The organism is Paenibacillus dendritiformis, from assembly GCF_021654795.1.
Lineage (GTDB): Bacteria > Bacillota > Bacilli > Paenibacillales > Paenibacillaceae > Paenibacillus_B.
On sequence record NZ_AP025344.1, the window covers coordinates 2,534,085 to 2,556,873 of the forward strand.

20 protein-coding genes and 1 pseudogene are annotated in these 22,789 nt (G+C 56.9%); 14 read left to right on the top strand and 7 right to left on the bottom strand.

The features are described 5' to 3' along the window. The first annotated feature begins 70 nt into the window (after nt 1-70). From L6439_RS11075 to L6439_RS11085, 3 genes are all read left to right on the top strand, one after another. Nucleotides 71-1,114 carry a glycoside hydrolase family 18 protein gene (locus L6439_RS11075; RefSeq protein WP_168181263.1) on the top strand — a complete coding sequence of 348 codons (1,044 nt, stop codon included), beginning with the start codon at nt 71-73 and terminating at the stop codon, nt 1,112-1,114. A gap of 554 nt (nt 1,115-1,668) precedes the next feature. Further along, complete coding sequence (locus tag L6439_RS11080) at nt 1,669-2,061, top strand: cupredoxin domain-containing protein (protein ID WP_172878860.1); 393 nt, start codon at nt 1,669-1,671, stop codon at nt 2,059-2,061. Nucleotides 2,062-2,160: 99 nt separating this feature from the next. Continuing rightward, nucleotides 2,161-2,496 carry a hypothetical protein gene (locus tag L6439_RS11085; RefSeq protein WP_237096816.1) on the top strand — a complete coding sequence of 112 codons (336 nt, stop codon included), beginning with the start codon at nt 2,161-2,163 and terminating at the stop codon, nt 2,494-2,496. A 153-nt stretch (nt 2,497-2,649) separates the two neighbouring features. Here the strand turns inward: L6439_RS11085 and L6439_RS11090 are convergent, their stop codons facing one another. Then, nucleotides 2,650-3,255 (bottom strand): pentapeptide repeat-containing protein, encoded by a 606-nt coding sequence (locus tag L6439_RS11090; protein WP_213469729.1) that lies wholly within the window; start codon nt 3,253-3,255, stop codon nt 2,650-2,652. Between the two features lie 182 nt (nt 3,256-3,437). Next, nucleotides 3,438-4,082: a metal-dependent hydrolase gene (locus tag L6439_RS11095; protein WP_168181266.1), complete on the bottom strand. Its 645-nt coding sequence runs from the start codon at nt 4,080-4,082 to the stop codon at nt 3,438-3,440. A gap of 173 nt (nt 4,083-4,255) precedes the next feature. Between L6439_RS11095 and L6439_RS11100 the strand changes: the two genes are divergently transcribed. The 3 genes from L6439_RS11100 (at nt 4,256) to L6439_RS11110 (ending at nt 7,160) form a co-directional block, all read left to right on the top strand. Next, nucleotides 4,256-5,389 carry a zinc-dependent alcohol dehydrogenase gene (locus L6439_RS11100; RefSeq protein ID WP_213469730.1) on the top strand — a complete coding sequence of 378 codons (1,134 nt, stop codon included), beginning with the start codon at nt 4,256-4,258 and terminating at the stop codon, nt 5,387-5,389. 179 nt (nt 5,390-5,568) lie between these two features. Further along, nucleotides 5,569-6,459 (top strand): ABC transporter ATP-binding protein, encoded by an 891-nt coding sequence (locus L6439_RS11105; RefSeq protein ID WP_213469731.1) that lies wholly within the window; start codon nt 5,569-5,571, stop codon nt 6,457-6,459. After that, a complete protein-coding gene (locus tag L6439_RS11110; RefSeq protein WP_213469732.1) occupies nt 6,456-7,160 on the top strand; it encodes a hypothetical protein in 705 nt (234 codons plus the stop codon). The genes L6439_RS11105 and L6439_RS11110 overlap by 4 nt, the downstream gene beginning before the upstream one ends. A 218-nt stretch (nt 7,161-7,378) precedes the next feature. On the opposite strand, the gene L6439_RS11115 is transcribed toward L6439_RS11110, so the two are convergent. Together L6439_RS11115 and L6439_RS11120 are read right to left on the bottom strand one after the other, a co-directional pair. Then, nucleotides 7,379-8,566, bottom strand: a complete 1,188-nt coding sequence (locus L6439_RS11115; RefSeq protein ID WP_168181270.1) for a GNAT family N-acetyltransferase — start codon at nt 8,564-8,566, stop codon at nt 7,379-7,381. 148 nt (nt 8,567-8,714) lie between these two features. Beyond that, nucleotides 8,715-10,928: a GH92 family glycosyl hydrolase gene (locus tag L6439_RS11120; RefSeq protein WP_237096817.1), complete on the bottom strand. Its 2,214-nt coding sequence runs from the start codon at nt 10,926-10,928 to the stop codon at nt 8,715-8,717. Nucleotides 10,929-11,097: 169 nt separating this feature from the next. Here L6439_RS11120 and L6439_RS11125 point away from each other — a divergent pair, with 169 nt between their 5' ends. Next, nucleotides 11,098-11,970 (top strand): AraC family transcriptional regulator, encoded by an 873-nt coding sequence (locus L6439_RS11125; protein ID WP_168181272.1) that lies wholly within the window; start codon nt 11,098-11,100, stop codon nt 11,968-11,970. A 57-nt stretch (nt 11,971-12,027) separates the two neighbouring features. Here the strand turns inward: L6439_RS11125 and L6439_RS11130 are convergent, their stop codons facing one another. Together L6439_RS11130 and L6439_RS11135 are read right to left on the bottom strand one after the other, a co-directional pair. Beyond that, the gene (locus L6439_RS11130; RefSeq protein ID WP_168181273.1) at nt 12,028-13,068 is read right to left on the bottom strand and encodes an alpha/beta fold hydrolase; all 1,041 of its coding nucleotides are present in this window, start codon (nt 13,066-13,068) and stop codon (nt 12,028-12,030) included. 270 nt (nt 13,069-13,338) lie between these two features. Further along, nucleotides 13,339-13,743: a GNAT family N-acetyltransferase gene (locus L6439_RS11135; RefSeq protein ID WP_213469772.1), complete on the bottom strand. Its 405-nt coding sequence runs from the start codon at nt 13,741-13,743 to the stop codon at nt 13,339-13,341. Nucleotides 13,744-14,074: 331 nt separating this feature from the next. Between L6439_RS11135 and L6439_RS11140 the strand changes: the two genes are divergently transcribed. Further along, a complete protein-coding gene (locus tag L6439_RS11140; RefSeq protein ID WP_168181274.1) occupies nt 14,075-14,728 on the top strand; it encodes a class I SAM-dependent methyltransferase in 654 nt (217 codons plus the stop codon). A gap of 17 nt (nt 14,729-14,745) precedes the next feature. Continuing rightward, the gene (locus tag L6439_RS11145; protein ID WP_306434361.1) at nt 14,746-15,057 is read left to right on the top strand and encodes a GNAT family N-acetyltransferase; all 312 of its coding nucleotides are present in this window, start codon (nt 14,746-14,748) and stop codon (nt 15,055-15,057) included. Between the two features lie 62 nt (nt 15,058-15,119). Here the strand turns inward: L6439_RS11145 and L6439_RS11150 are convergent, their stop codons facing one another. Continuing rightward, nucleotides 15,120-16,562 carry an alpha/beta hydrolase family protein gene (locus L6439_RS11150; RefSeq protein WP_213469734.1) on the bottom strand — a complete coding sequence of 481 codons (1,443 nt, stop codon included), beginning with the start codon at nt 16,560-16,562 and terminating at the stop codon, nt 15,120-15,122. 132 nt (nt 16,563-16,694) lie between these two features. On the opposite strand from L6439_RS11150, the gene L6439_RS11155 reads away from it, so the two are divergent. The 5 genes and pseudogenes from L6439_RS11155 (at nt 16,695) to L6439_RS11175 (ending at nt 22,665) form a co-directional block, all read left to right on the top strand. Next, complete coding sequence (locus L6439_RS11155) at nt 16,695-17,405, top strand: response regulator transcription factor (protein ID WP_213469735.1); 711 nt, start codon at nt 16,695-16,697, stop codon at nt 17,403-17,405. Next, the gene (locus L6439_RS11160) at nt 17,402-18,514 is read left to right on the top strand and encodes a histidine kinase dimerization/phospho-acceptor domain-containing protein (protein ID WP_237096818.1); all 1,113 of its coding nucleotides are present in this window, start codon (nt 17,402-17,404) and stop codon (nt 18,512-18,514) included. The genes L6439_RS11155 and L6439_RS11160 overlap by 4 nt, the downstream gene beginning before the upstream one ends. Further along, nucleotides 18,469-18,804 carry a sensor histidine kinase gene (locus L6439_RS11165; RefSeq protein ID WP_237096819.1) on the top strand — a complete coding sequence of 112 codons (336 nt, stop codon included), beginning with the start codon at nt 18,469-18,471 and terminating at the stop codon, nt 18,802-18,804. The genes L6439_RS11160 and L6439_RS11165 overlap by 46 nt, the downstream gene beginning before the upstream one ends. A 389-nt stretch (nt 18,805-19,193) precedes the next feature. Next, nucleotides 19,194-22,417: pseudogene (locus L6439_RS11170) on the top strand (DEAD/DEAH box helicase). An 89-nt stretch (nt 22,418-22,506) separates the two neighbouring features. After that, nucleotides 22,507-22,665, top strand: coding sequence for a hypothetical protein (locus L6439_RS11175; protein WP_006677627.1), 159 nt, complete (start codon nt 22,507-22,509; stop codon nt 22,663-22,665). Nucleotides 22,666-22,789: the final 124 nt, after the last annotated feature.

Consider the following 22,789-nt stretch of genomic DNA (forward strand, 5'->3'; position numbering starts at 1 on the left):
GACGTTCATTGACCTTCCGTCTGTGGTATGATCTTATCGATAAACGAACGATCTGGAAGGAATGAGAGAAATGGCAGCTCATAACTACATATTGGCCGGCTACGCGGTCGATGGCGTCCTGCCGGAGATTACCCCGGTGGATGCCGCAAGATTGACGCATTTGAACGTGGCGTTCGGCCATGTGAAGGAAGATCGCATTACGGTGGCGCATTTGAAAAATCTGGGCTCGATTGCGCAGCTGAAAGAATATAACCCGGAGCTGCAAGTGATTCTATCGGTCGGAGGCTGGAGCGCCGGGGGGTTCTCCGAGGCAGCGTCCACTGCGGAAGGCCGCCGCAAGTTCACGGCGTCTGCGGTGGAGATTTTGCGCACTCATCCGTTCGACGGGATCGATCTCGATTGGGAGTATCCATGCTATTCGGAAGCGGGAATCCAATCCAGTCCGGCGGACAAGCGCAATTTTACGCTGCTGCTGCAGGAGATGAGAGAAGCTATCGACCGCCAAGGGGAAGCTGACGGCCGCCGCTATCTGCTGACGATTGCCGCGGGGGCGGACCAGTATTATATTGACGGGACCGAAATGGATAAGGTGCAGGCCTGCCTCGATTTCATTCAGCTCATGACCTATGATATGCGCGGCGGATTCCAGACTCTGACCGGGCATCACACCAATTTGTATACATCGACGGGAGATCTGTTCCGCATCAGCGTGGACGCATCGGTTCGTCTCTTCGCGAACGCCGGCGTGCCGCGCGAGAAAATTGTCATCGGGGCCGCCTTCTACTCGAGAATGTGGAAGGACGTTCCGGCGGTCAATAACGGCTATCTGCAAATGACCCCCGGATCCGGCGGCTACGGGCCGGATTATTCCCGGCTCGCGGAAGAATATATCAACCGCAACGGCTTCACCCGCTATTGGGATGACGAAGCGAAGGCGCCGTATCTGTTCGACGGCAGCACCTTCATTACGTACGATGACGAGGAATCGCTGGCGTGCAAGTGCAGCTATATTCAAGAGCAGGAGCTGAGAGGCATCATGTTCTGGGAGTACAGCTGCGACAAGACGGGCACGCTGCTGAGCGCGATGTACAACGGGTTCAAATCGAAAAGGTAGAGAGACAGCGGCGAATCGATCAGGTTCGCTGCTGTTTTTGTCTGCGCGGTAAGGCGCGCACCGCGAAAAAAGAGCCTGGGCGTCCTCAGTGTGGAGAGGAAAGGAACATTTTGTCACCATAAGTTCAAATATCGTTCACTGTCCGTTCATAATACAGCCATATTCGTGATCTAATTTATAGCTATACTGGGTGATAAGGGAGAGGAATGAGGAAGCATGACAGCAAATGGCTCATCCGCATCGCTGCCATCGCTCGCTTATTGTCACCTTGCCGGGCTCTGGCCTGACAGGAGCAAAGTTGTGCGGTGGTTCCGACTCATGCGCAATTTCAAAATCGTCGGGCGCTGACAAGATTCGCATATGGCCTTTTCTGCTACATAGTCTCAGATCAAAATGACGGACGCTGCGATGCCGATGTTTATTGTTTCCGCTTCCATTTTCTGGTCGCTATTTCCTCTTTCTTGCCATTGTCCTGTACGACAAGCGGCTGTTCAGACAAGAGTTCACGCTCTTGGACGGTAGGAACGAGTCTATTGGATAAGGAGGTCTTTGTGGTGAACAAGAAATTCGCTCTCGCGGCAATGACAACGTTGTTGGCGGTCTCGTTGGCTGCCTGCGGCGGCGGGAACAAGGATACGGGCGGATCCAACAATGAGGGAGCGGCTCCCGCGGCATCTTCCGGCGATGTGCAGGCGGTGACGCTGAAAGCCAAAAACTTCGAGTTCGATCAGACCGAGATTCGGGTCAAAAAGGGTCAGACGGTCAAGCTTACATTCGAGAATGAACAAGGCATCCATGGCGTGGAGATCCCGGATTTGAATGTGAAGCTCGATCAGCCGGGCACGACCGAATTCGTGGCCGACAAGGAAGGAACATACGAGTTCAAATGCTCGATTATGTGCGGGGCCGGCCATAACGACATGGTCGGCAAAATTATCGTCGAGTAATCGGAACCGGGATGAAGGATTCAATGGAACGCAACGCATGGCCTGTCTGCGGAGAGGCTGTGCGTTTCTTTGTTGAATGCCGCTCTCATCGCCTAAGGAGTGAAGATATTGTCTCGGAAAAAAGGCTGGGTTGCCGTCATTGCGGCAGCGATCATGATTGGGGCGCTGTTCGTCGTTCCGGTGACGCTGCATCCTCCGGATTCGACCCGGATCGTCCTGGATCATACCTATCAGACGTATATTGCGCCTCCGTGCTACGACCGGGCGGAGGTCACCAACAATTTGTCGGAGGGCGCCCTTAAGCATTTGAAGGATTACTCGTCCTATTTGCCTGAGTCGGCATGCACCCGTGATTCGCTGGCGCCGCGGGAGGTTACGGCCGGCGTATGGCTGGGCCAGATGCTGGGCATCGGCAAGGGGCCATGGGATTGGTAGGCCGCCATAGCGGAGAAGCATCCGACAGAGAACAAAGCAGCTCGTGTGAGCTGCTTTGTTCGATCATCGGCTTCAGCCGATGGCGGGCCGGTGAAGCGGGAGCGCTTCGCAGGTTCCATCTTAGGCCGCTGCCGCAAGATGCAGAGGAGGAAGCTAGTCGATCTTGGCCCCATGGGAGCGGGCGAAAGCGACGGCTTGTCCAATATCGAGACGCACGCCCTGGATATCGAGCCCTTTCCAATGAATTCCCTCCAGATTGGCTCCGCGCAGATCGGCGCCCTTCCAGGATACCTTCGTTAACATCGCGCGCGTCAGATCGGCATCTCGCAAATCCGCCTTATCCAGCCGGCATTCCGACAGATCGGCCTCGATCAGCCGCACGCCGCGCAGCTTCTGCTTGCTTAGATTGGCATGCCGCATATGGGTGTACGACCAATCGCCCCCTAATATCGTGATACCGTCCCAGTTCGCGTTGGCGAAATCGGTGCCGACCATCTTGCATTCCTCGAACTTGGAGGCGAACAGATTGACGCTGACGAAGCGGCAGTTGGTGAACGCGCTGCGCGTATGGATGGAACCGTTCAGAATGGCGCCTGTAAAATCGCAATCGATGAATTGGCAGCCCGAAGTCCATGCTTCCTCCATGCTGGTGCAGCGGAAGCGGCAGTTGGCGAAGACGCAGTTCCGGAGCTCGCCGTCCCGCAGATCGGCGTGGCTGAAATCAACGTCTTCATAGTGCTGGTCAATATATTGATACATCGCAATGAAGCCTCCAATGATTGCTTGCCCGCAACGAAGTATTTTCCCCTGGGCAGTTCGCTGCTTATCTGAATATCTCTCATCGTATCAAGCTTGCCGCTGCCGGGCAATGTTCGTTCCTCCTATTTCCGGTAAAACCGTTCGTATAGGAGGCTCTATGAGTTCCCTCATCATGGGCATGCTTACAACCGAAGCTTGAACGACTTGCTCCACAGCGGGTACAGCCATTTGACCCCGCGCGGCGTGAGCGTATCCGCGACGAGATGAGACATATAGCCAGCCGTGGCGACAGCGGCGATCCCGTCCAACCGCAGCTCATGCTCCAGTCCCAATCCTATGTACCCCCAAGCACAGACGGCCCATACGGTATGCGTCAATCCCCGGTGGCGGAGCCAGGGAGCGATCGCGATAAATAGCCCGAGTCCGATGAGCCAATACCGGTCCGAGGACCAACCGGAATAAATCAGCGCGCAGCCTACCAGACTGACCAGGCCGTTGCGAATGGCCCCCTCCTTGGCGATAAATCCGGTAAGCAGAAGAACGACGGAGATGACGGTCCATTCCCGATGCTCGATTCCATACACGGCATACAGAATCAGGACGGCCGAGACGAGCAGCCCTCCCGTCCACAACAGCACCTCATGAAGCAGCTTCGACAGCTTGCCCAGCTTGCTGCTTAGGAGCGAGGGGCCGTCCAGATCCGCGCTCAAGGCGGAGAAGGCCGAGACCGCGACATACAGGGCGGCATGCTTCCAGCTGAAGGGAAAATAGACTGCCGCAGCCGCGCCGATTGCGGTTCCGATAGCGAGATGTGTTGAGCCTTTCATGATGACCTCCTCTGATTCGCTTGCAAACATATGTTTGCGTACCCCTGATTATACTTGCTTTCGTGCCTCGGGGCAACCGGCAGACGTCCCAATGGCTGCGTCTGGACAAGGTATAAAAAGCAAGGAGGGTCTGCACATTATGAAAAGGCTGGAAAATCGAAGGGGGGGTCAATATGAGAGCCGTTACGTATCAAGGTCCGAAAAAAATCGAAGTGAAGCAGGTGGAAGACCCGCGCATCGAGAAGCCGGACGATATTATCATCCGCATTACCTCGACGGCGATTTGCGGATCCGATCTGCATTTGTATCAAGGCAATTTTCCGCTGCCTGACGGCTATATTATCGGCCATGAGCCGATGGGCATCGTGGAGGAGGCAGGCCCGGAGGTAACGAAGGTGAAGAAAGGAGATCGCGTGGTCATTCCGTTCACCGTCGCATGCGGCCAATGCGCCTATTGCAAGGACGGGTTGGAGAGCCAATGCGACCTGTCGAACCCCCATTATGATTCGGGAGGCTATCTAGGCTATAGCGAGAAGTTCGGCAATTATCCGGGGGGACAAGCGGAGCTGTTGCGGGTGCCGTTCGGCAACTTCATGCCGCTCGTCATCCCGGAGTCCTGCGAGCTGGAGGATGAATCGCTTCTCTTCCTCTCGGATGTGCTGCCAACGGCGTACTGGAGCGTGGAGAACGCCGGGGTCAAGGCAGGCGATACGGTCATCGTGCTTGGATGCGGTCCGGTCGGCCTGATGGCGCAGCGCTTCGCCTGGATGAAGGGGGCGAAGCGGGTCATCGCGGTCGACTATCTACCTTACCGGATGCAGCATGCCGAACGCATCAACAAGGTAGAGGCATTCGACTTCACCGCTCATGACGATATGGGCGAGCATCTGAAGGAAATTACCTCCGGCGGGGCTGATGTCGTCATCGATTGCGTCGGCATGGACGGCAAAAAATCGGCGCTGGAGTTCATTGAGCAGAAGCTTAAGCTGCAGGGCGGGACGCTCGGCCCGATTCAGATCGCAACCAAAGCGGTGCGCAAATGCGGCACGGTTCAGATTACCGGCGTCTACGGCAGCACGTACAATATGTTCCCGCTGGGCGCATTCTTCGCGCGCAACATCACGTTGAAGATGGGGCAGGCGCCGGTCGTGCATTTCATGCCCGAGCTGTACCGCAAAATCGTGAATCGGGAGTTCGATCCGCGCGAGATCATTTCCCACAAGCTGCCGCTTGCGGAAGCCGGGCGCGGGTACCGGTTGTTCAATGATCACGAAGACCATTGCATCAAGGTCGTCTTGAAGCCATAGCAGATACCGGATCGGAATCAGACAGGGCATGGATCGAAGCAGCGCCGCTTCGGCCATGCCCTGCCGCCGTTGCAGGAACCGGCGTTCTCCAGCCGCCCCCCAGTTGAAAAGGAAGCCGCGCCCAATTAAACTAAAGAGATTGCCATTGCGGTAATTTATTTGGGGGAGGCCGGAGTTCTTTGTTGCATCTGGAGGGGATTGAGAAAGTATATTATCGCACGCCGGTCGTGAACGGGGTGGCCTTCAACGTGCATGCCGGGGAGGCCGTCGCCTTGATTGGGGCGAACGGATCCGGGAAGAGCACGCTGCTTCGCATCGCTGCAGGGCTGCTGACGCCAACGGCCGGAGAGGTGAAGTGGAGGGGCGGACAGGGCAAAGCGCGGATTGGCTACGTCCCGGAGCGCTTTCCTAAGCTGCGCTTGACGCCCGTGGAATACTTGCAGGCCATGGGCCGCATGCAGGGGATGCCAGCGGAGCCGCTGCGCGCGAGAATTGCGGAGCTGCTTCGCCTGTTCCGAATGGAGGAGGCGCAGAACCGGCGCATCGATCGATTTTCCAAAGGGATGGCGCAGAAGGTCAATCTGATGCAGGCCGTTCTGAACCCGCCGGAATTGCTTATTTTGGACGAGCCGCTGTCCGGCTTGGATGCCGATTCGCAGCGCGAGCTGGCCGGCTGGCTGAAGGGATGGAGAAGGGAAGGCATGGCCCTGCTGTTTACTTGCCATGAACCGCTGCTGCTGGAAACGGTCGCCGATCGAATCCTGCTCCTGCAGCAGGGACGGATCGCCCGCGAGCTTGGCGTGGAGGAGTGGCTGGAGCCGCGGATGCGGATCGACTTCACGCTCCCGGACGGAGCGGAAGATGCGTTGGCTGCCTTGGACCGCCTCGGAACCGTGCAGGAGCATGACGGCGCGCTTCGCATCCATGTCCCGCGCGAGGAGAGCGATGCCGCGCTGCGCGAAATTCTTGCTTCCCGCGGGTCGATTGCCTCGGTAACATCCTGCGAAAACGACCGGGATCTGCTGGTCGAAGCGATGAAGGGAAGCCGGGAAGGGGGCGATCCGAGATGAGAGCGCTCATCGGCTTTTTGCTCCGGAATTATACGCGGTCGCACCGTTATTTTCCGCCCTTCGCCGCCTGTCTGTTCGCCGTAATGATGAATTATTCGGTAAAGCCGAATCCGGTCATGGAGACGTACGGGAACACCGGAATTTTCATCTATGTGACTGCCGCCTGGGTTGCCTATCAAATGTTCGTAGGGGAGAACCAGGTTCAGGAGCAGCTTACGATCTTGCATTTGGGCAGCTTTGTCCGGTATCAATGGGGCAAAATCGCCGCCTGCCTGCTGATCATGACAGGGCTCAGCCTGTTCACCGTTCTGTATCCGATTGTGTTCGACAAGTTCAATGAACCGGTTGGGCTGCCGCGCTTCTTCTATGCCGGGCTTATCCATATCGAATTGGCTTGCCTCGGCATCGTCATCGCCTATTTATGGAGCAGCGCGCTCCGGGTGAAGACGAGCATGGCCATTGCGGGCGTCTTGCTCCTTATCGCGCTCTCGCCGGCCCAGGGGACCGTGGCCGAGGCGCTGCCCGCGATGCTGGAGCCGCTGCTGTGGCTGCTCCCGCCGGCCCATGCCTCGCTCAGCCTGTTCATGAAGGATGCGGCGCTGTCTGTCCATGTCAAGATAGGGTACGTCCTGTGGCCGCTGATTTACAGCGGGGCCGCGTTCAGCCTCATGATTGCGCTCGCCCGGCGCCGGCAGGCTTGACGGACGGCCATGAATGTATTGCGCCATGACGGCAATTTCGTTATGTCCGTGGAGCCGGTCTGGTAGTCGGAAGCGAGCAAGCAGGACGTGCCGACCGCCCTTGCCTCCATGGCGGCCGCCAAAGCAAACAAATAGGCATCAAGCAAGCCACCTGTCCGCAGTCCCCGGGAAGGTGGCTTCTCTTATGTCCGGCAAGCCGGATCAACGATTATTATGATTCAGAACATATCGTAAAAGAACGGCTGAAGACGGGGAATGAGCCGCTCCAGCTTCGCGACCGCGGCCCCGGAACCGTGAAGCATGCCAAGCTGGCGCAGCTCGTCCGGCCTGCGGTAGCTGAAAAGAAGCGTAGTCAACGCAGGAATAGACAACCGCAATTCATGATCCGCGGCGGCATTCGCATCGGCATCCGGACTTGTGCCGCGGGCGATGACCTTCATGCCGCCGTCCTGCAGCGAGACGCTGATATTGTTCCATTCCGCGTACGGATCGCCGATATGGAGGATGAGCGCCTCGTCCACGCCCTGCCACTGGAACGGATAGCGGGCAAGGAACGCCTCGGCGTCGACAATGCGCCCCATAATAAGCGGCGTCGCTTCTCTCGTAATGCGCGGGTTGCGCAGGGCGAAGTTCAACGGCTCGTCCGGAGCCGCCCACAGCTCCACCTGATCAACCATCGAATCATGCTGGCATATGAAATTCCACAGCCCGACGCGGGCTTCGCCGTTCAACGGAGCGAATTCCTTCACCTTCATGCGCGATTCCTTCACCTCATAGAGCATATAGCCTTGCGGCTTCTTCTCTTCATCATAATAGACAGCGGCGAACCTATTTCCGTACACCGCATGCAGCCATCGGTCGGTGCTCCGCTTCAGCATGCCTGCATGCCTCCGGGCAAATCGATCGTATACCTGCTCCAGATCGGCGGAATGGCTGGCCTTCGTGCAGCGGCGGATGATGCCGTCGGGCGCAGGCTGCAGCGGAACGAGATCGGATTTGGCATAGACGCTGCGGCAGTAATCGGTGATCAGTTCCCAGCCATATTTGCGGTAAAAGGACACGGAGAACGGATGCAGCATCGACACCGTCTGCCCTTCCTCTTTCATGACGGCAAGCAGATGAGCCAGCAGCCCTTTGACATAGCCTTGGCGGCGGTATTCGGGATAGGTGGCGACGCTGCCGATTCCGCCCATGCGCAGCGGCTCGCCTTCGAGGTAGATCTCAAAGGGGATGAGATGCGCCTTGGCGGCCACCACGCCGTCCTCCACGACGCCGAAGATGCGATGCTGCTTGAGCCGCTCGAGTCTTCCTTTCCGTTCCTCCTCCGGGACCTGATATTGAAATGCGTATTCCGACAGATGAATCGCTTCCGGGAAATGGGTTTCGGTCAATTGAATGATATTCATCGGAATCTCCTCCTTGTCATTTCATTATGATCCAGGGCATGGAAGGAATGCAACGGGAAGTATGCGCTTTCGGGACGACAGCGCCGCAAAAAAGGAGCCCTCCGAACCGGTTCGGAGGGCTCCGCTGCTACTCTTGTGTGAGTTGAGATCAGGCTTGCTTGGACATCGAGTATGGAAGCGCCGCCTCATCGTAGTTGTCTTCTCCAGGCGCATCGGTCATGTCGAAGAAGAGCGTGCCGCCGGCCTTGAGCTGGTCGTGCGTCACATACAGCTTCTCGACCGGAGCCCCGTTCAGCCGGACGCCGGCCACGTATTTGTTCGCGTCCGAGTTGTTCCCGGCCTCGATGACGAACGGCGGGCCGTCTTCGAGATGAACGGTCATCCGCCGGAACAGCGGCGTGCCGAGCACATATTCCGGCACCCCCGGGCTGAGCGGATAGAAGCCCATCGCGCCGAAGACGTACCAGCCGGACAAGCTGCCGTTGTCTTCGTCGCCAGGTAGTCCGTCCGGACGGGCGCTGAACAGCTCATCCATCGTCTTCCGCACCCAATGCTGCGTCAAGGACGGATAGCCGAGCGCCGCATAGATGTACGGGAAGTGGAAGCTAGGCTGATTGCTGATGGCGAACTGGCCGAAATCGATCGCCGCCATCTCCGACATCTCGTGAATCTCGAAGCCGTATGAACCCACCTTGAATTCCGGCTTCGCGGCGAACAGCGCATCGAGCTGGCGCTTGCACGCTTCGCGTCCGCCCATCAGGTCGGCCAGACCGCGCAGATCGTGTTGAACGGCCCAGCTGCTCTGGTAGGCGCCGCCTTCGGTATACGGTCCGCCCCACATCGTCGGATCGAACGGCTCCAGCCAGCTGCCGTCCTGGAGCTTGCCTCGCATGAAGCCGACGGACGGATCGAACAGGTGCGCATAGTTTTTCGCGCGCTCCATGAGCTGCCCGTATTCCTCCTCGCGGCCAAGATGCTTCGCGATCTGGGCGATGCAGAAGTCGCCGTAGACGTAATCGAGCGTATTGCACACGCTCTCGTGCGTATGGATATCGGCAGGCATATAGTTGTATTTCAAATATTCGCCCATGCCTTTGCGTCCGTAGCGGTTGTCGCTGGATACGGTCATCGCATGCTTGAGCAAGCCTTCGAACGCCGTCTCGACGTCGAAGCCGGTATTGCCCTTGACGACGGCATCGGCGAAGGAGACGTCGATGAGCGTGCCCGGCATCATGCTCCGCTCGCCAGGAGAAGCCCACTTCGGCATCCAGCCGGCTTCCTTGTAGGCATTGACCCAGCCCTGCATCATCTCGTTCACGAACGAAGGATAGAGCAGGTTGTAGAGCGGGAACGAGGTGCGGTACGTATCCCAGAAGCCGATATCCGCGTAGAGCGGCCCTTCTTCGATCTTGCCGTTGTACGGGCTGTAATGAATCTGCTTCCCGTTCGCGTCATATTCATGGATCGCATGCGGATACAGGCTGGTCCGGTACAAGCAGGTGTAGAACGTGTCAAGACGTTCTATATCTTCGCTCTCGACTTCAATGACGCGAAGCTGCTTCTCCCAGGTCTCGGCCGCCTGGCTTCTGACGTCGTCGAAGGAGCGGCCGCCGATCTCGCGCTCCAGGTTGATGCGCGCCTGCTCCTCGCTGATGAACGAGGTGCTGACGCGGACTTGAACCGTTCCGTGCTCGGGAACGCCGAGCCCGACATACGCGCCGATGCGCTCGCCCGTCGCGGACAGGCTGCCGATCGGCTTGTATTCCTGATCGGACAAGCCGCTGGCATCGGCGAGGACCGGACAATCGAACGTCATGACGAAGTGCATGCGGTAGTTGTCCGGCGTGCCGCCGGCCTTGGCGGTCGTATAGCCGCTCAGCGTTCGCTTGTCCGGATCAATCGTCATCGACGCTTCGCCAGGGAACGTCGACAGGATGAAGCGCGCGCCGTCCCGGCGGTCGAACGTCAGGCGGATGCTGGCGCAGCGCGCGGTCGGAGTCAGTTCCATGGTCGTATCGTAGCGGAGCAGGCGAACTTTGAAGTAGTCCGGCTTCACGACCATGTCCTGGCGCCGGAACGAGGAAGAGCGCTCCGGGGCCCATACCTTGAGCGGACCGGTCTGCGGCATCATCGTCATATGGCCGTAGTCGCCGATCCAAGGACTCGGCTGGTGGGTCAGCCGGATTCCTTCCAGCCGGTTATGATGCGGGCTGAAGTACCAGCCGCCTGCGGCTTCATTCGTTTGCGGGCTCCAGGCGTTCATGCCCCACGGCATCGAGACGAGCGGCAGGGTATTTCCGTTCGAATACGGGTAGACCGAGTCCGTCCCCTGCAGCGGATGGACATGCTTGAGTAAGCTCATGTATGTTCGCTCCTTCGGAATGAATGTTATATTGAATATGGCTATCATACTTATTGTAGAGCGAAATGTTATAAATCACCTCTCATTATTTTATAACATCTCTCATTATTAATGATAAAATGAGCTTAATGCGATCTTCGCACACATTCGGGTGAAAAGAGGGATCGGGATGTTTCCGGATAATCTGCATGGCGACGAGGAGATTCATGGCGAATTTCCGTTCACGTTGAAGATACATCGGCTGAAGGGCGCCGTGCCGGCCCATGTCCATCATTTTATTGAGTATACGTACGCGATCCGGGGGAGAGGGACGGAACGGATCAACGGGGTCGAGAAGGAGCTGGCTCCCGGCACCTTCACTTTACTGTTTCCCCATCAGGTGCATGAAATAGACATTCCCCCCGGGGAAGAGCTCGTTCTCTACGTTGGCGCGATCGGGCTGAAGGCGTTTTTCGGGGCGGGGGACTCCTTCCTGACCCTGCACCGCCTGCTGAAGGATGCGGAGAACGATGTCCATTCCACCTACGCGCTGGACGACGCCACCTCGGGGGAGATGCTGCCGCTGCTCCATCAGATGTATGACGAGATCCGGGAGGAGAAGCCGTGGAGCCGCACGATGTTCCTGGCGAAGCTGACCCAGCTCTTCGTCCTGTTCGAGCGCTACCGCCTGGAGCGGATGGAACGCGGTCAGGAGGGCTACTCGGGCATGCAGCGCCGGGGGATGTGGGAAGTGATTCACTACGTCTATCAAAATTTCAAGGAAGACATCACCCTGGAAATGCTGGCCGAGCGCTTCAGTTACAGCGTGCCGTATATTAGCGCGGCCTTCAAGCAGGCCGTCGGCGAAAATTATTATTCCTTCCTGGAGCGGAACCGGACCGCCCATGCCTGCAATCTGCTGATCGGCACCGACATGAAGGTTACCGATGTCGCTTACGAGGCCGGCTTCAAATCGTACCCGACCTTCGTGCGCGTCTTCCAGGCCCGGATGGGCATGTCTCCGACCGCCTACCGCAAGCGCGAATATATCGCGCTGACATGACGGCGGCGCCGAATTAGACGGCAGCAGGACCGCGGAATGCCGGAGGACGCGGCAAGGCTAAGATCCTTGCTGTGCGCGGTTTTGGATTATCCTTTTGATCGCCTCAATGACTAAGTCCGGCTCGTCATGCATGACCATATGGCCGCTTCTCTCCGCCACAATCAATTCGCTTTCGGTGGAGAGCCGCAGCATGTCCCGCTGCTGCGCCTGCCAAATGTCTTCCAGCTTATGGCTCGCTTCGGCCGACATCCCGAATGCGGTGGCGTCGTTCGGTATCCCGTGTGTAATGATTTTGACCGGGAGGGAGCCAAGGCGCTGGTTCCGAAGGGCTTGTTCGGCCTCCGCCAAAAGTTTGTCCTCCTCTTCGGCCGTTTCCAGGAAGCGGGATGAAGCCTCCACATTGACGAATAAGGCTCTCTCTTTTTCAGGCATTTGGGCCAACAACGAATGTTGAAACAGCCGGAGGGCTCCAGACATTTGCAATAGCTTGATGACCGATGTGGAGGGCATCCCCGCCGTAGCCGAGTCAAATCCTTCGTTCTCAAAAATCGGATCCGTCTCCCTGGAATAATTCTCGGGCCGGGCATCGATCAACACTAACCCTTCCACCTCATCCTTATACTTTTCGGCGAATAATCGGGAATACATCCCGCCTGCGGAATGGCCCGCCAGGATGTAAGGGCCGCGGATCCCTTCCTGTTCGAGTGCGGTATGCAGCTCCTGCACTATGTTGTCTCCGGAACGCTCGGTGCGTGCCGGATCGCTCCAGGCATAACCGGCGCGATCATACCGGACGACCGTGGCGAATTCAGCCAGCTTCTCCGGAAGATCTCTCCAGATTAAGCTGGATTCCCTGCTGCCCGCCTCGAGCAAAATGACCGGCGACCCGGAACCGATCTTCTCCACATGCAGGCGAAAGCCGCCGACATCGACAAGCCGGCCCGGCGGGGGATAATTTTTTTTGGCTTGTTGGGCGGCTGCATATTCATATACAAATCCGGCAGCGATCAGAAGTACCGCGCAAGACATAAAAGATAGCAGTATCTTCGTCCAAGTTCTCTTTTTTCTAGTTCTGACTTTTACAACGGGTTGATTCATGCCGCGACAATTCCTCCAATAGATCGTATAGTTGGGTAAGTGTTTATTATAGCGGCTGTTCCAATATTAACCAACGGGCTAATGGCTTGATTGCTACTGGACCTAAGTCCAGCGAGGAGGCGGAAGGTAGCGCGGACGAGCGCGGCGTGCTGCGCAGGCATGGCGCTTCGGCCTAGGCTGTCAGCCGAATGGGAAGGCCGTCCCCGGTATGTTGCAGTTGAATACAAAAAACGCTTGGAGCAGTGTCCAAGCGTTCTGGCATTTATTTTTTCAACTTCCAGATTGCCTTCTATAGTTCCTTATAATCATGGCATTGGTCTTCGTCATTCCGAGCTTGTCGTAATAAGGAACCAAGTCATCGTCACAGCATAAATCAATCATATAGATGTGGTCCAGCTCTGTCAGCATCCGGCGCACTAATTCCTTGCCGATGCCTTTATTTCGGTATGCCGGCAACACTTCAAGCAATGGAATGTAAGCGGACAAAATTCCGTCACTGACCGCTGTAATAAATCCGACCACTCGATTCGCAGCCTCATCAAGCGCAACAATCACCTTGCTGCTTTGCTGCAATAGTCTCGAGTGAGTGTCCGGGGTCGGCGGATTCGGCCAATCCGCAAAAAAGCCCTGTAACATATCGGAAGTGATGCCATCGAGTGAATTCTTATATATTATATATATCATCTCCTAATTATATGAACTGCTAAGATAGATGATATATATCAAAAGTAAAGTAACAAAGGATGACCTCCAAGTATCGTTATGAAATCGTACAAGGTTATCATACCATGAATTCAAAATTCCTTCTACATTATGAAACGATGTTGATGGCAGGGGATCTCACGTCCCAAAGGCAGGCCGGTATCTCGAAAGATGGATAGGACGAACCGGTGGAAGCCGGTGCTGCTGGGTCCGGAAGGAGGACCGTATTGGGAGAAGCCGGGATATTCCCGGCCTGTTGGCGAGTAATCATGAGGGATATATTACTCGAGAAGCGAGGAATGAGATGGAGAAGCAGAAGTTGATTCAAATATTCGACAGACAAGCGAATCAGTACGCCAAGAAAAGAGAAGGCTCGAAGGTAAAGCAATGGCGTCAGCGGCTTCTAGGCGATGCGAAGGGCGAAGTGCTTGAGTTGGCCGCAGGGGCAGGCGCGAACTTCCCGTTCTATCCTCCCGGCGTACACCTTGCCGCCGCCGACTTCAGCCCGGCGATGCTGGAGCAAGCGCAGCGGGCCGCGAGGGAGCTTCGCTTGGATGCCCGGTTTATCTGTGCGGATATTGAAGAGTTGGATTTTGCCGCCCATTCGTTCGACACGATCGTCTCGACGCTGTCCATGTGCAGCTATGACCGGCCGCGCATGGTGCTGGAGAAGATCGCGGGCTGGTGCAGGCCGGACGGATTGATTCTGCTCATGGAGCATGGGATCAGTTCTAATCGCGCCTTATCCGCGGTCCAGAGAGCGCTGAATCCGCTGCTGTATCGCGCCTATGGTTGCCATCATAATAGAGATATTCAAGGGCTGGTACGGCAATCGGACCTTCACATCGTGAGAGCGGAAAGCTATTGGCTCGATATGATCCATCTGATCTGGGCGCGGCCCCGAGCGAGCTTGAGTTATTTCAACTGTATGAAGATTTGGGATGGAACGATTTTTTGAAGCGGTCCAAGGAGAGCTTGCATCAAGCTATTCTTCAAAGCGGGTTTGCAATGCATGCGTATGATGGGGAACGATTGGTTGGCACGGGGAGAGTCGTGACGGATGGAGTCATCAATGCCTACCTGTGCGGGGTCGGGGTCCATCCCGGCTATCAACGGCAGGGGATAGGGGGCGAACTGATTCGCCGCTTGGCAGCCGCATGCAGTGAGGCCGGCCTGTATGTTCAATTGTTCTGTTCATCCGGGAAGACTTCGTACGATGAGAGATTCGGCTTCGAAACCTTTGCGGCTGGAATGATGCTGCGGCCGCGTTCCGGCTCCGGAGCTTGACATGCTGCGCGAGGAGGGAGGGGCTGCCGGTATACGGAAGCCCCTTTGTTCGGCCAATCAGGTTAATGGCCGTTCACCGTAAAATTCACTTCCGGGTATCGGGCAGCTAGTTCATCAAGGGCGGCCCCGGATTGCTTCACATATTGATCGAAAAAAGCAAGGCTGAACCCGTTCACGATCCGGTGCACTTGCCGCGGATCTTCGCCCCGGCTTCGCAGCAGCGGAGAGAACAAATGGAAGTCGGTATAGCTCATATGATCCGTGTGCGGAATCAGCAGGGACATGCCTCCTCCTGCAAGCGCTCGCTCTCTCCTGCGCACGGTCTCGTTCCAGGAAGCTTCATACTCTTCCCGCGTTTTGCCCGACTGCGCGATCGCTTTGTCCAGCAGCCGGTCATACTGGGCCTTATCCACGCTCTTGTCCGCATTCATGATCAATAGCGGCTTTCCAATCCCGCTTGCGGAAGCAGTCTGTCCATATAAGGTGCCGTCCATATTCATGGCCGCCTTCACGCGCGAATCCCGCATCAGCATCTGCACCGCGGCGGCACCGCCATAGGAATGACCGAACATTCCGATTCTCGCGGTGTCGATCCGGCCGGTAAAGCGCCCGTCCGCATCGCTCCGGTTGAGCTCCTCCACTTGATCAAGCACGAAGGAGACGTCATCCGTCCACAGCTTGATATGATTGTCCAAGTCGGGGAATCCGGACAGATTGGCGAACCGGATCAAGGCCGCGCGTCCGTCCGGAAAGACGGTGGCTGCGGCGTCGAAGGCGTGATCGATGCCAACCACGATATAGCCGTGACTCGCCAATTCCTCCACTTGAAACGTGTTCTGATTGCGGAACCCGGTCAGTCCGTGTGAAAAAATGAGCACGGGGTAACGCTCTTCCGCCCCCGACAGCCTCGCATCCGGCTGAGCATGCGTGTGAACCAGCCCCAAATGAGTGAGCGCCATGGCCGGGATGGACAATGCTTTTTCCAACCCTGCGGTAATCTCGGGCACATCCCGGAGATAAGGAGCCGGCGCAAGCCGGGCGTCCGGCTCAGCCGGATACCATAGCTGAACCATCAGCTCGCGGCGGTCATCCTCCTCCAATGTGTACATTTCCTCCCTTTCCGCATCCGTCCAATGGTATAGCGTCGTGCCGACGGCATATGGCCCTGTCGGCGCCTCGAATGCAAATACGGGCATAAGCGCAGGCAGTGTCACGGATGCCGTCAAATAGACCGTCAGCAGGGCCGCGCGCAGCGTCAGGCCCAGCCGGGTGCGCTTTCTTCGGGCCCGCCGGGCCATCAGCAAGGCCGCCGTCAGGACGACAGGCGACGCATACGCCGGGATCATCTGCCAGCGCGCTCCCTCGGCGACAAGCTGGATCGCGACCGCTCCGAAGGCGGCGGCCAAGGCCGGCGCGGCGTACCGTCTTATGGCCCGCGGGCCGAACAGATGCCAGCCCAGAAGTCCAAAATTGATCGCGATGACTCCAATTTCCCATAATCTCATTGTCTGCTTCCTCCGGTTTCTCATGATGTATATTTGATTGTAGCCTCCCAACCTGTAGGCAACCTGTCCTCAATCTTATATAATCCTTACAGAGCAACGTTCGGTGCAATGATTGGATACGGAGGAACCCTTATGTGCAAAACGATTTTGATCGCGGATGACGAGCCGGAAATTGTCGAGCTGCTGCGGGTCTTTTTGGAGCGGGATCGGTTCCGGGTCCTTGAAGCCGCAGACGGCCGGGAAGCCTGGGAGCTCATGCGGGCGCATCCCGTGGATCTGGCGATTCTCGACATCATGATGCCTTATATCGACGGCTTCGAGCTGATTGGGAAAATACGGGCGGAGTACAACATTCCGGTTATCGTTCTCTCCGCCAAAAACCGGGAAATCGATAAAGTGAAGGGGCTGTCGCTCGGGGCCGATGACTTTATCTCGAAGCCGTTCAGCCCGATCGAGGCGATGGCGCGGATTCATGCGCACATCCGCCGATCTTACGAATTAAATGACGCCTTGGCGCACCGCGGAACAGCGCAAACCGTGCTCGGTCCGCTGGCGCTGGATCATAACGAGTGCGTCCTGTACAAGCGCGGCGACGAGATTCCGCTCGGCCCGCTTGAATATAAATTGTTGAAGCTGTTCATGGAATCGCCGGGGCGCATTTTTACGAAAAAGCAATTGTTCGAATCGGTATGGGGAGAAGTCTATATGGAGGACGACAATGCCGTTATGGTGCAGATTAGCAGACTGCGGGACAAAATCGAGGATCAGCCCCGAAGCCCCGAATATATCGTCACAATCAAAGGCTTGGGCTATAAATTGAACAAAAAGGAATTCATCCAGTGAGAAAGAACAAAATTTATAACGCGCTCATCCGCAATTATACGATTTTTTCGTTAATATTGGGCATTATCTTCTGTTGTGTCTATCTGTACTTGTACGTACAGAGCAATGACATCAAGAGTGACACGGTTCAGAAGGTTCAAGCGGGCGTATTGGCACGGCCTGATTACACGGCGATTGAATCCGATGAAGTGGAATCCTTCGGCGGCTGGATCGAGGTGCTGGACGAAAATCTGAAGGTCGTATATACGAAGGGGACGGTTCATGGAGAAGCGCGTCAATATACAGAAAAGCAATTGATTGAACTGATGTATGACGATGCGTCTTCCTCCGAGCCGGTATACCGTTCGCTTGCTCCCTTTACGACGGGGGAAGGCAAGCCCTATCATCTGCTGGTCCAAATACCGGAGAAATACTTGACGCAGAAAATCGCCTTCGTCCACGCAACGCCGAAGCAAAGGGAGCAATTTATCCGGCTGATCGCGCAGGGGCTGTGCATTTTCCTGGCTGTCTTCGTGGTGAATGTCTGGCTGTACAGCCGCTGGACCGCCCGCAAAATTACCAATCCGCTCATCGCCATCGCGGATGGCATCCGCCATGTGACGGACAGCCGCTATGAGAAGCGTATCGAATTGAAAGCGTACGATGAGTTGATGCGGATTCAGGCCGATTTCAATCGAATGGCCGCGCGGCTGGAACGGACGGAGCGGGATAAACGCCAACTGGAGGAGAGCCGGCAGCGCATGCTGCTCGATATCTCCCACGATCTGAAGACTCCGATCACGACGATTCAAGGCTATGCCGAAGCTCTTCGCTTCGGAATTGTCGAGGATAAGGACAGCCAGAGGAAGTATCTTCAATGGATTCATGATAAATCGCTCCTGCTTGGGGAATTGGTCCAGACCTTCTTCGAGCTGGCCAAGCTGGAAAGTCCCGATTATCCGATGAAGGAACAGCGGGGGGACCTGGCGGAATGTGTCCGCACGCTGGCCGCGCAATTGTATGATTCATCGAGCAGAAGCAGTTCGCGCTCGACTTGGATATTCCCGAGCGCAAGGTGGAATGCATGTATGATGCGACGCTGCTGTATCGGGCGCTCTCCAATATTCTGATGAACGCCTTGCGTCACAACCCGCCCGGCACAACGGTGCGGATTGCCTTGCGGGAGGAAGCGAACCAGGCGGTCATTCTGATAGAAGATAACGGCGTCGGCATCCCGGAGCCGCTTCAAGACCATATATTCGAACCGTTCACGCGCGGAGATCGGGCTCGCCGAAGCGACGGCGGGGCCGGTCTGGGCTTGTCCATTGCCAAGCAGATCATCGACAAGCATGGAGGAGCGATTCACCTTGACCGGTTCGAGGGGTGGACTCGCTTTTGGATTACGATGCCTGCGACGTAAGAGCCCGCATGCGGAGTCTTTGTGGACAATCCAAAAGAGCGGTTGGTTCGCCTGCGCAAATGCCGAAGATAAGCAACCCCTTGAGCCCTTTTGCGGCTTCCCATTCTTGCAGTGCCTGCTCCGACTGACGGGGCATGGCGTCATGCACCAAATTATCGAAGGCCCCGGCACCGACAACGTTCCCGCTGCAAAGGGGCCATCACTTCCTCGAATTCATCGTCAGTCAAATAGAGGGAGCATTGGCGGCAAGCAATGGGTGAGATGCGCGGCATGCGGAACCGATGCCGGAAAAACAGTTGAAACTCCATTATGATCGAACGGTAAGCGAGCCCGGGGCCGTTACATGGAATCAATATGGATCAGAACATAGAGACAGGAGTGGCAAAAGCTTGGGCTTTCAGATGGATGACGAGATGATTCGGTTGCTATGCGGCCGGTTCTCCTATGAGGACGGGGAAGTCTTGTTCCAATCGCATAAAGTGAGGATAGCAAGGGAGAAAGAATCGGATACGCCGCGTTACGAGGCATCGATCGAAGAAGACGATCGCATCTTTCATGTTTCCGTTGAGTTCCCGCATGGTGAGGAGATGAAGGCCGTATGCACTTGCCCGGTCTTTCATCCCGAGGACCAATACTGCAAACATATTGCCGCTGCGCTGATGGCTCTTCGCGATGGACATGCTTCGGGTCAGGAGCAGGAACAGGATGGCGGGCAGGATGGAGCGGAGGATGCGGGAGAGCGGATTTTGAAGCTGTTCGGGGAGAAGCCGCGCCGTCCAAGCGAAGCCCGCCCCCTATTCGATGCGAGAGAGGCGCTTGATGTTGAATTTATGTGCAAGCCCGTGCCTTGCAGGGATGAGAAGTACCGGTTCGGGATCGAACTGAGAATCGGCCCGTCCCGCTTATACAAGGTTCAGCATGTGGAGGAATTGCTTCGGCGAATCGAGCACCGGGAAGCGTGCAGGGTGTCCAGATATTTTACGTACGATCCGGAGCTCCACAGCTTCCGTCAAGAAAATAACGCCATCCTCCAGCTTCTGATCCGGATGCTCGACAGCGATATGAGGTATACGGAGGCGGCGCATGATTCCGAACGGCAGCTGCTGATTCATTCCTCCGTGTGGGAAGAGCTTCTTCCTCTGCTCATTGCGGCCCCAGCGGTTAAGATGATGCAGGGCGGCAGCGGCTTCGACGGGGTCGTCGTCGCGGAAGGGCCGCTCCCGCTCGTGTTCGGCTTCGATCAGTCGCCGGCGAAGGAGCAAGGGTACCAACTGGATATAGCAGGTCTGGAACGGGTGGTACCGATGACGGCATATGGATGCGCGCTGTCCGAGGGGAAGCTGTGGAACCTGCCGCAGGAGCAGCTCAAGCGTCTCGCCGATCTGCAGCGGATCGTCGAAGCAACCCGCAGCAGCCGGATTTCGATCAAGCCGGAGCATGCGGAGCCGTTTATGGAGAAGGTGATCCCGGGTCTGATGAAGCTGGGTCAAGTCCGCATCAGCCAGTCCGTCTCCGATCAGATGGTGCGGACGCCGCTTGTCGCCAAGCTGTACCTCGATCGGGTCAAGGATCGGCTCCTGGCCGGGCTGGAGTTCCATTACGGAACGATGGTCATCAATCCGCTGGAGGGCAGAGAGCAGACGGGCGGCGAGGGCCGGATTCTGCTCCGGGACGGCGAGAAGGAGCGGCGAATTCTGGAGCTGCTGGAGCGCAATTCCTTCGTGAAGACGGAGGGAGGTTTGTTTCTGGCCGATGAAGAGCAGGAGTTCGATTTCCTCTATCAGGTGCTTCCTGAACTGGAGAAGCTTGTCCACGTATTCGCGACCACGGCGGTAAAGCTGAGGCTGCATCCCGGTCCAGTTCGCCCGGCCGTAAAGGTAGATGTCGACGAGCGCACCGATTGGCTGGAGTTCCAATTCGAGATGGACGGGATTCCGGAAGCGGAGATCCGCCGCATTATCCAGTCTCTCGGAGAAAAACGAAAATACCACCGGCTTCCCATGGCGCGCTGCTGCCGCTCGATCGCGCCGAGCTCCAGGAAATCATCGCCTTCTTCAATGACATGGGGATACGGCAGGAGCATATCCAAGGGACGAGGTTCCGGCTGCCGGCAGTGCGCGGACTTCAATGGGCCGATACGGTGCACACCGGACAGGCGGTCCGTCTCGGCAAAGGGTTCCGCAAGCTGTTGGAGCATATGCGGAATCCCGACCATCTCGAATTCCCCATCCCCCTTTCGCTCGCACCGATTTTGCGCGAATACCAGCAGTATGGGTTTCAATGGATGAAGACACTGGCCCATTACCGCTTCGGCGGCATATTGGCGGATGAGATGGGCTTGGGCAAGACGATTCAGAGCATTGCCTTCGTGCTGTCCGCGCTGCCGGAAATCCGGGAAGCCGGCATGCCGGCGCTCATCGTGTCTCCGGCTTCCCTCATGTACAACTGGCGCAATGAGCTGAACCGGTTCGCGCCCGAGCTTCGCGTCGCCATGGCGGACGGAACCAAGGAAGAGAGAAGCCGCCTGGTCCGCGATGCGTCCCGGAGCGATGTCATCATCACCTCGTACCCGCTGCTGCGCCAGGATATCGGTCAGATGGCGGGAACGATGTTCCATACGCTCATCTTGGACGAGGCACAGGCGTTCAAGAACTATGCGACCCTTACGGCTCAAGCCGTCAAGGCGATTCAGGCCCGGCATCGCTTCGCGCTGACGGGCACTCCCGTGGAGAACCGGCTGGAGGAGCTGTGGTCGATCTGCGACGTTATCTATCCCGGCCTGTTCCCGGGGAGACGGGAATTCAACGAGCTATCGCGGGAGGCCGTAGCGCGGCGGGTGCGCCCCTTCCTGCTGCGCCGCATGAAGTCGGATGTGCTGAAGGAACTGCCGGAGAAGATCGAATCGCTGCAAGCCTCCCAACTGCTGCCGGAGCAGAAGAAGCTCTATGTGGCTTATCTCGCGGAGCTGCGGCAGGAGACGGTGAAGCATCTGAGCACAGGCGGCTTCCGGAAGAACCGGATTAAAATATTGGCGGGCTTGACCCGGCTGCGCCAGATCTGCTGCCATCCCGCCTTGTTCGTCGAAGGCTATGACGGCAGCTCGGCGAAGTTCGAACAATTGCTGGACATGATCGCGGAGTGCCGGAGCACGGGCCGGCGCATGCTTGTCTTCTCCCAATTCACGGAGATGCTCGGCCTGATCGCGCGGGAACTGGGCAAGCAAGGCGTGCCGCACTTCTACCTGGACGGCCAGACGCCTGCCCGCGAACGGGTGGAGCTGTGCGCCCGCTTCAATCGGGGGGAACGGGACCTGTTCCTTCTCTCGCTGAAGGCGGGAGGGACGGGATTGAACCTGACCGGAGCGGATACCATCATTCTGTACGATCTGTGGTGGAATCCGGCAGTCGAGCAGCAAGCGGCCGATCGGGCCCACCGGATAGGGCAGAAGAACGTCGTTCAAGTTATCCGCCTCGTAACGCAAGGCACGATTGAAGAGAAGATGCATGAGCTTCAACAGAAAAAAATGAACTTGATTCAAGAAGTGCTCGAACCGACGCAGGAAGGATTATCCGCTATCACGGAAGAGGAGATCCGGGAGCTGCTTATGATTTGATGCGTCCAAGCAGAGTAAGGGTATATGGCATCCTGACAAGACGAAAAACAAATGATAAGCTGGACCAAATGGATCAAGGAAGGTGGACTATGCTTAATGAAGGCTATTTCGTTGGCTGGGGCACGTTGGCTCTGATTAACGCCGGATTGGCACAGGGGAAGAACCGGAGCGGCTTGAACTGGTTCTTGCTGTCTTTGCTGCTTGGCCCGATCGCTACCTTATGTATCGTGCTGTCGGATAAAAAGTAAGCATGATTCATCCGGGCCGCAGAGGGAAGGCGTATTCATCCGTTGAGATCACATTTGCTATTGAATTCCAGATGGAACCTGCGATACAATAAAATGACATAGGAATGAAAGGGTGAGCAGAAGC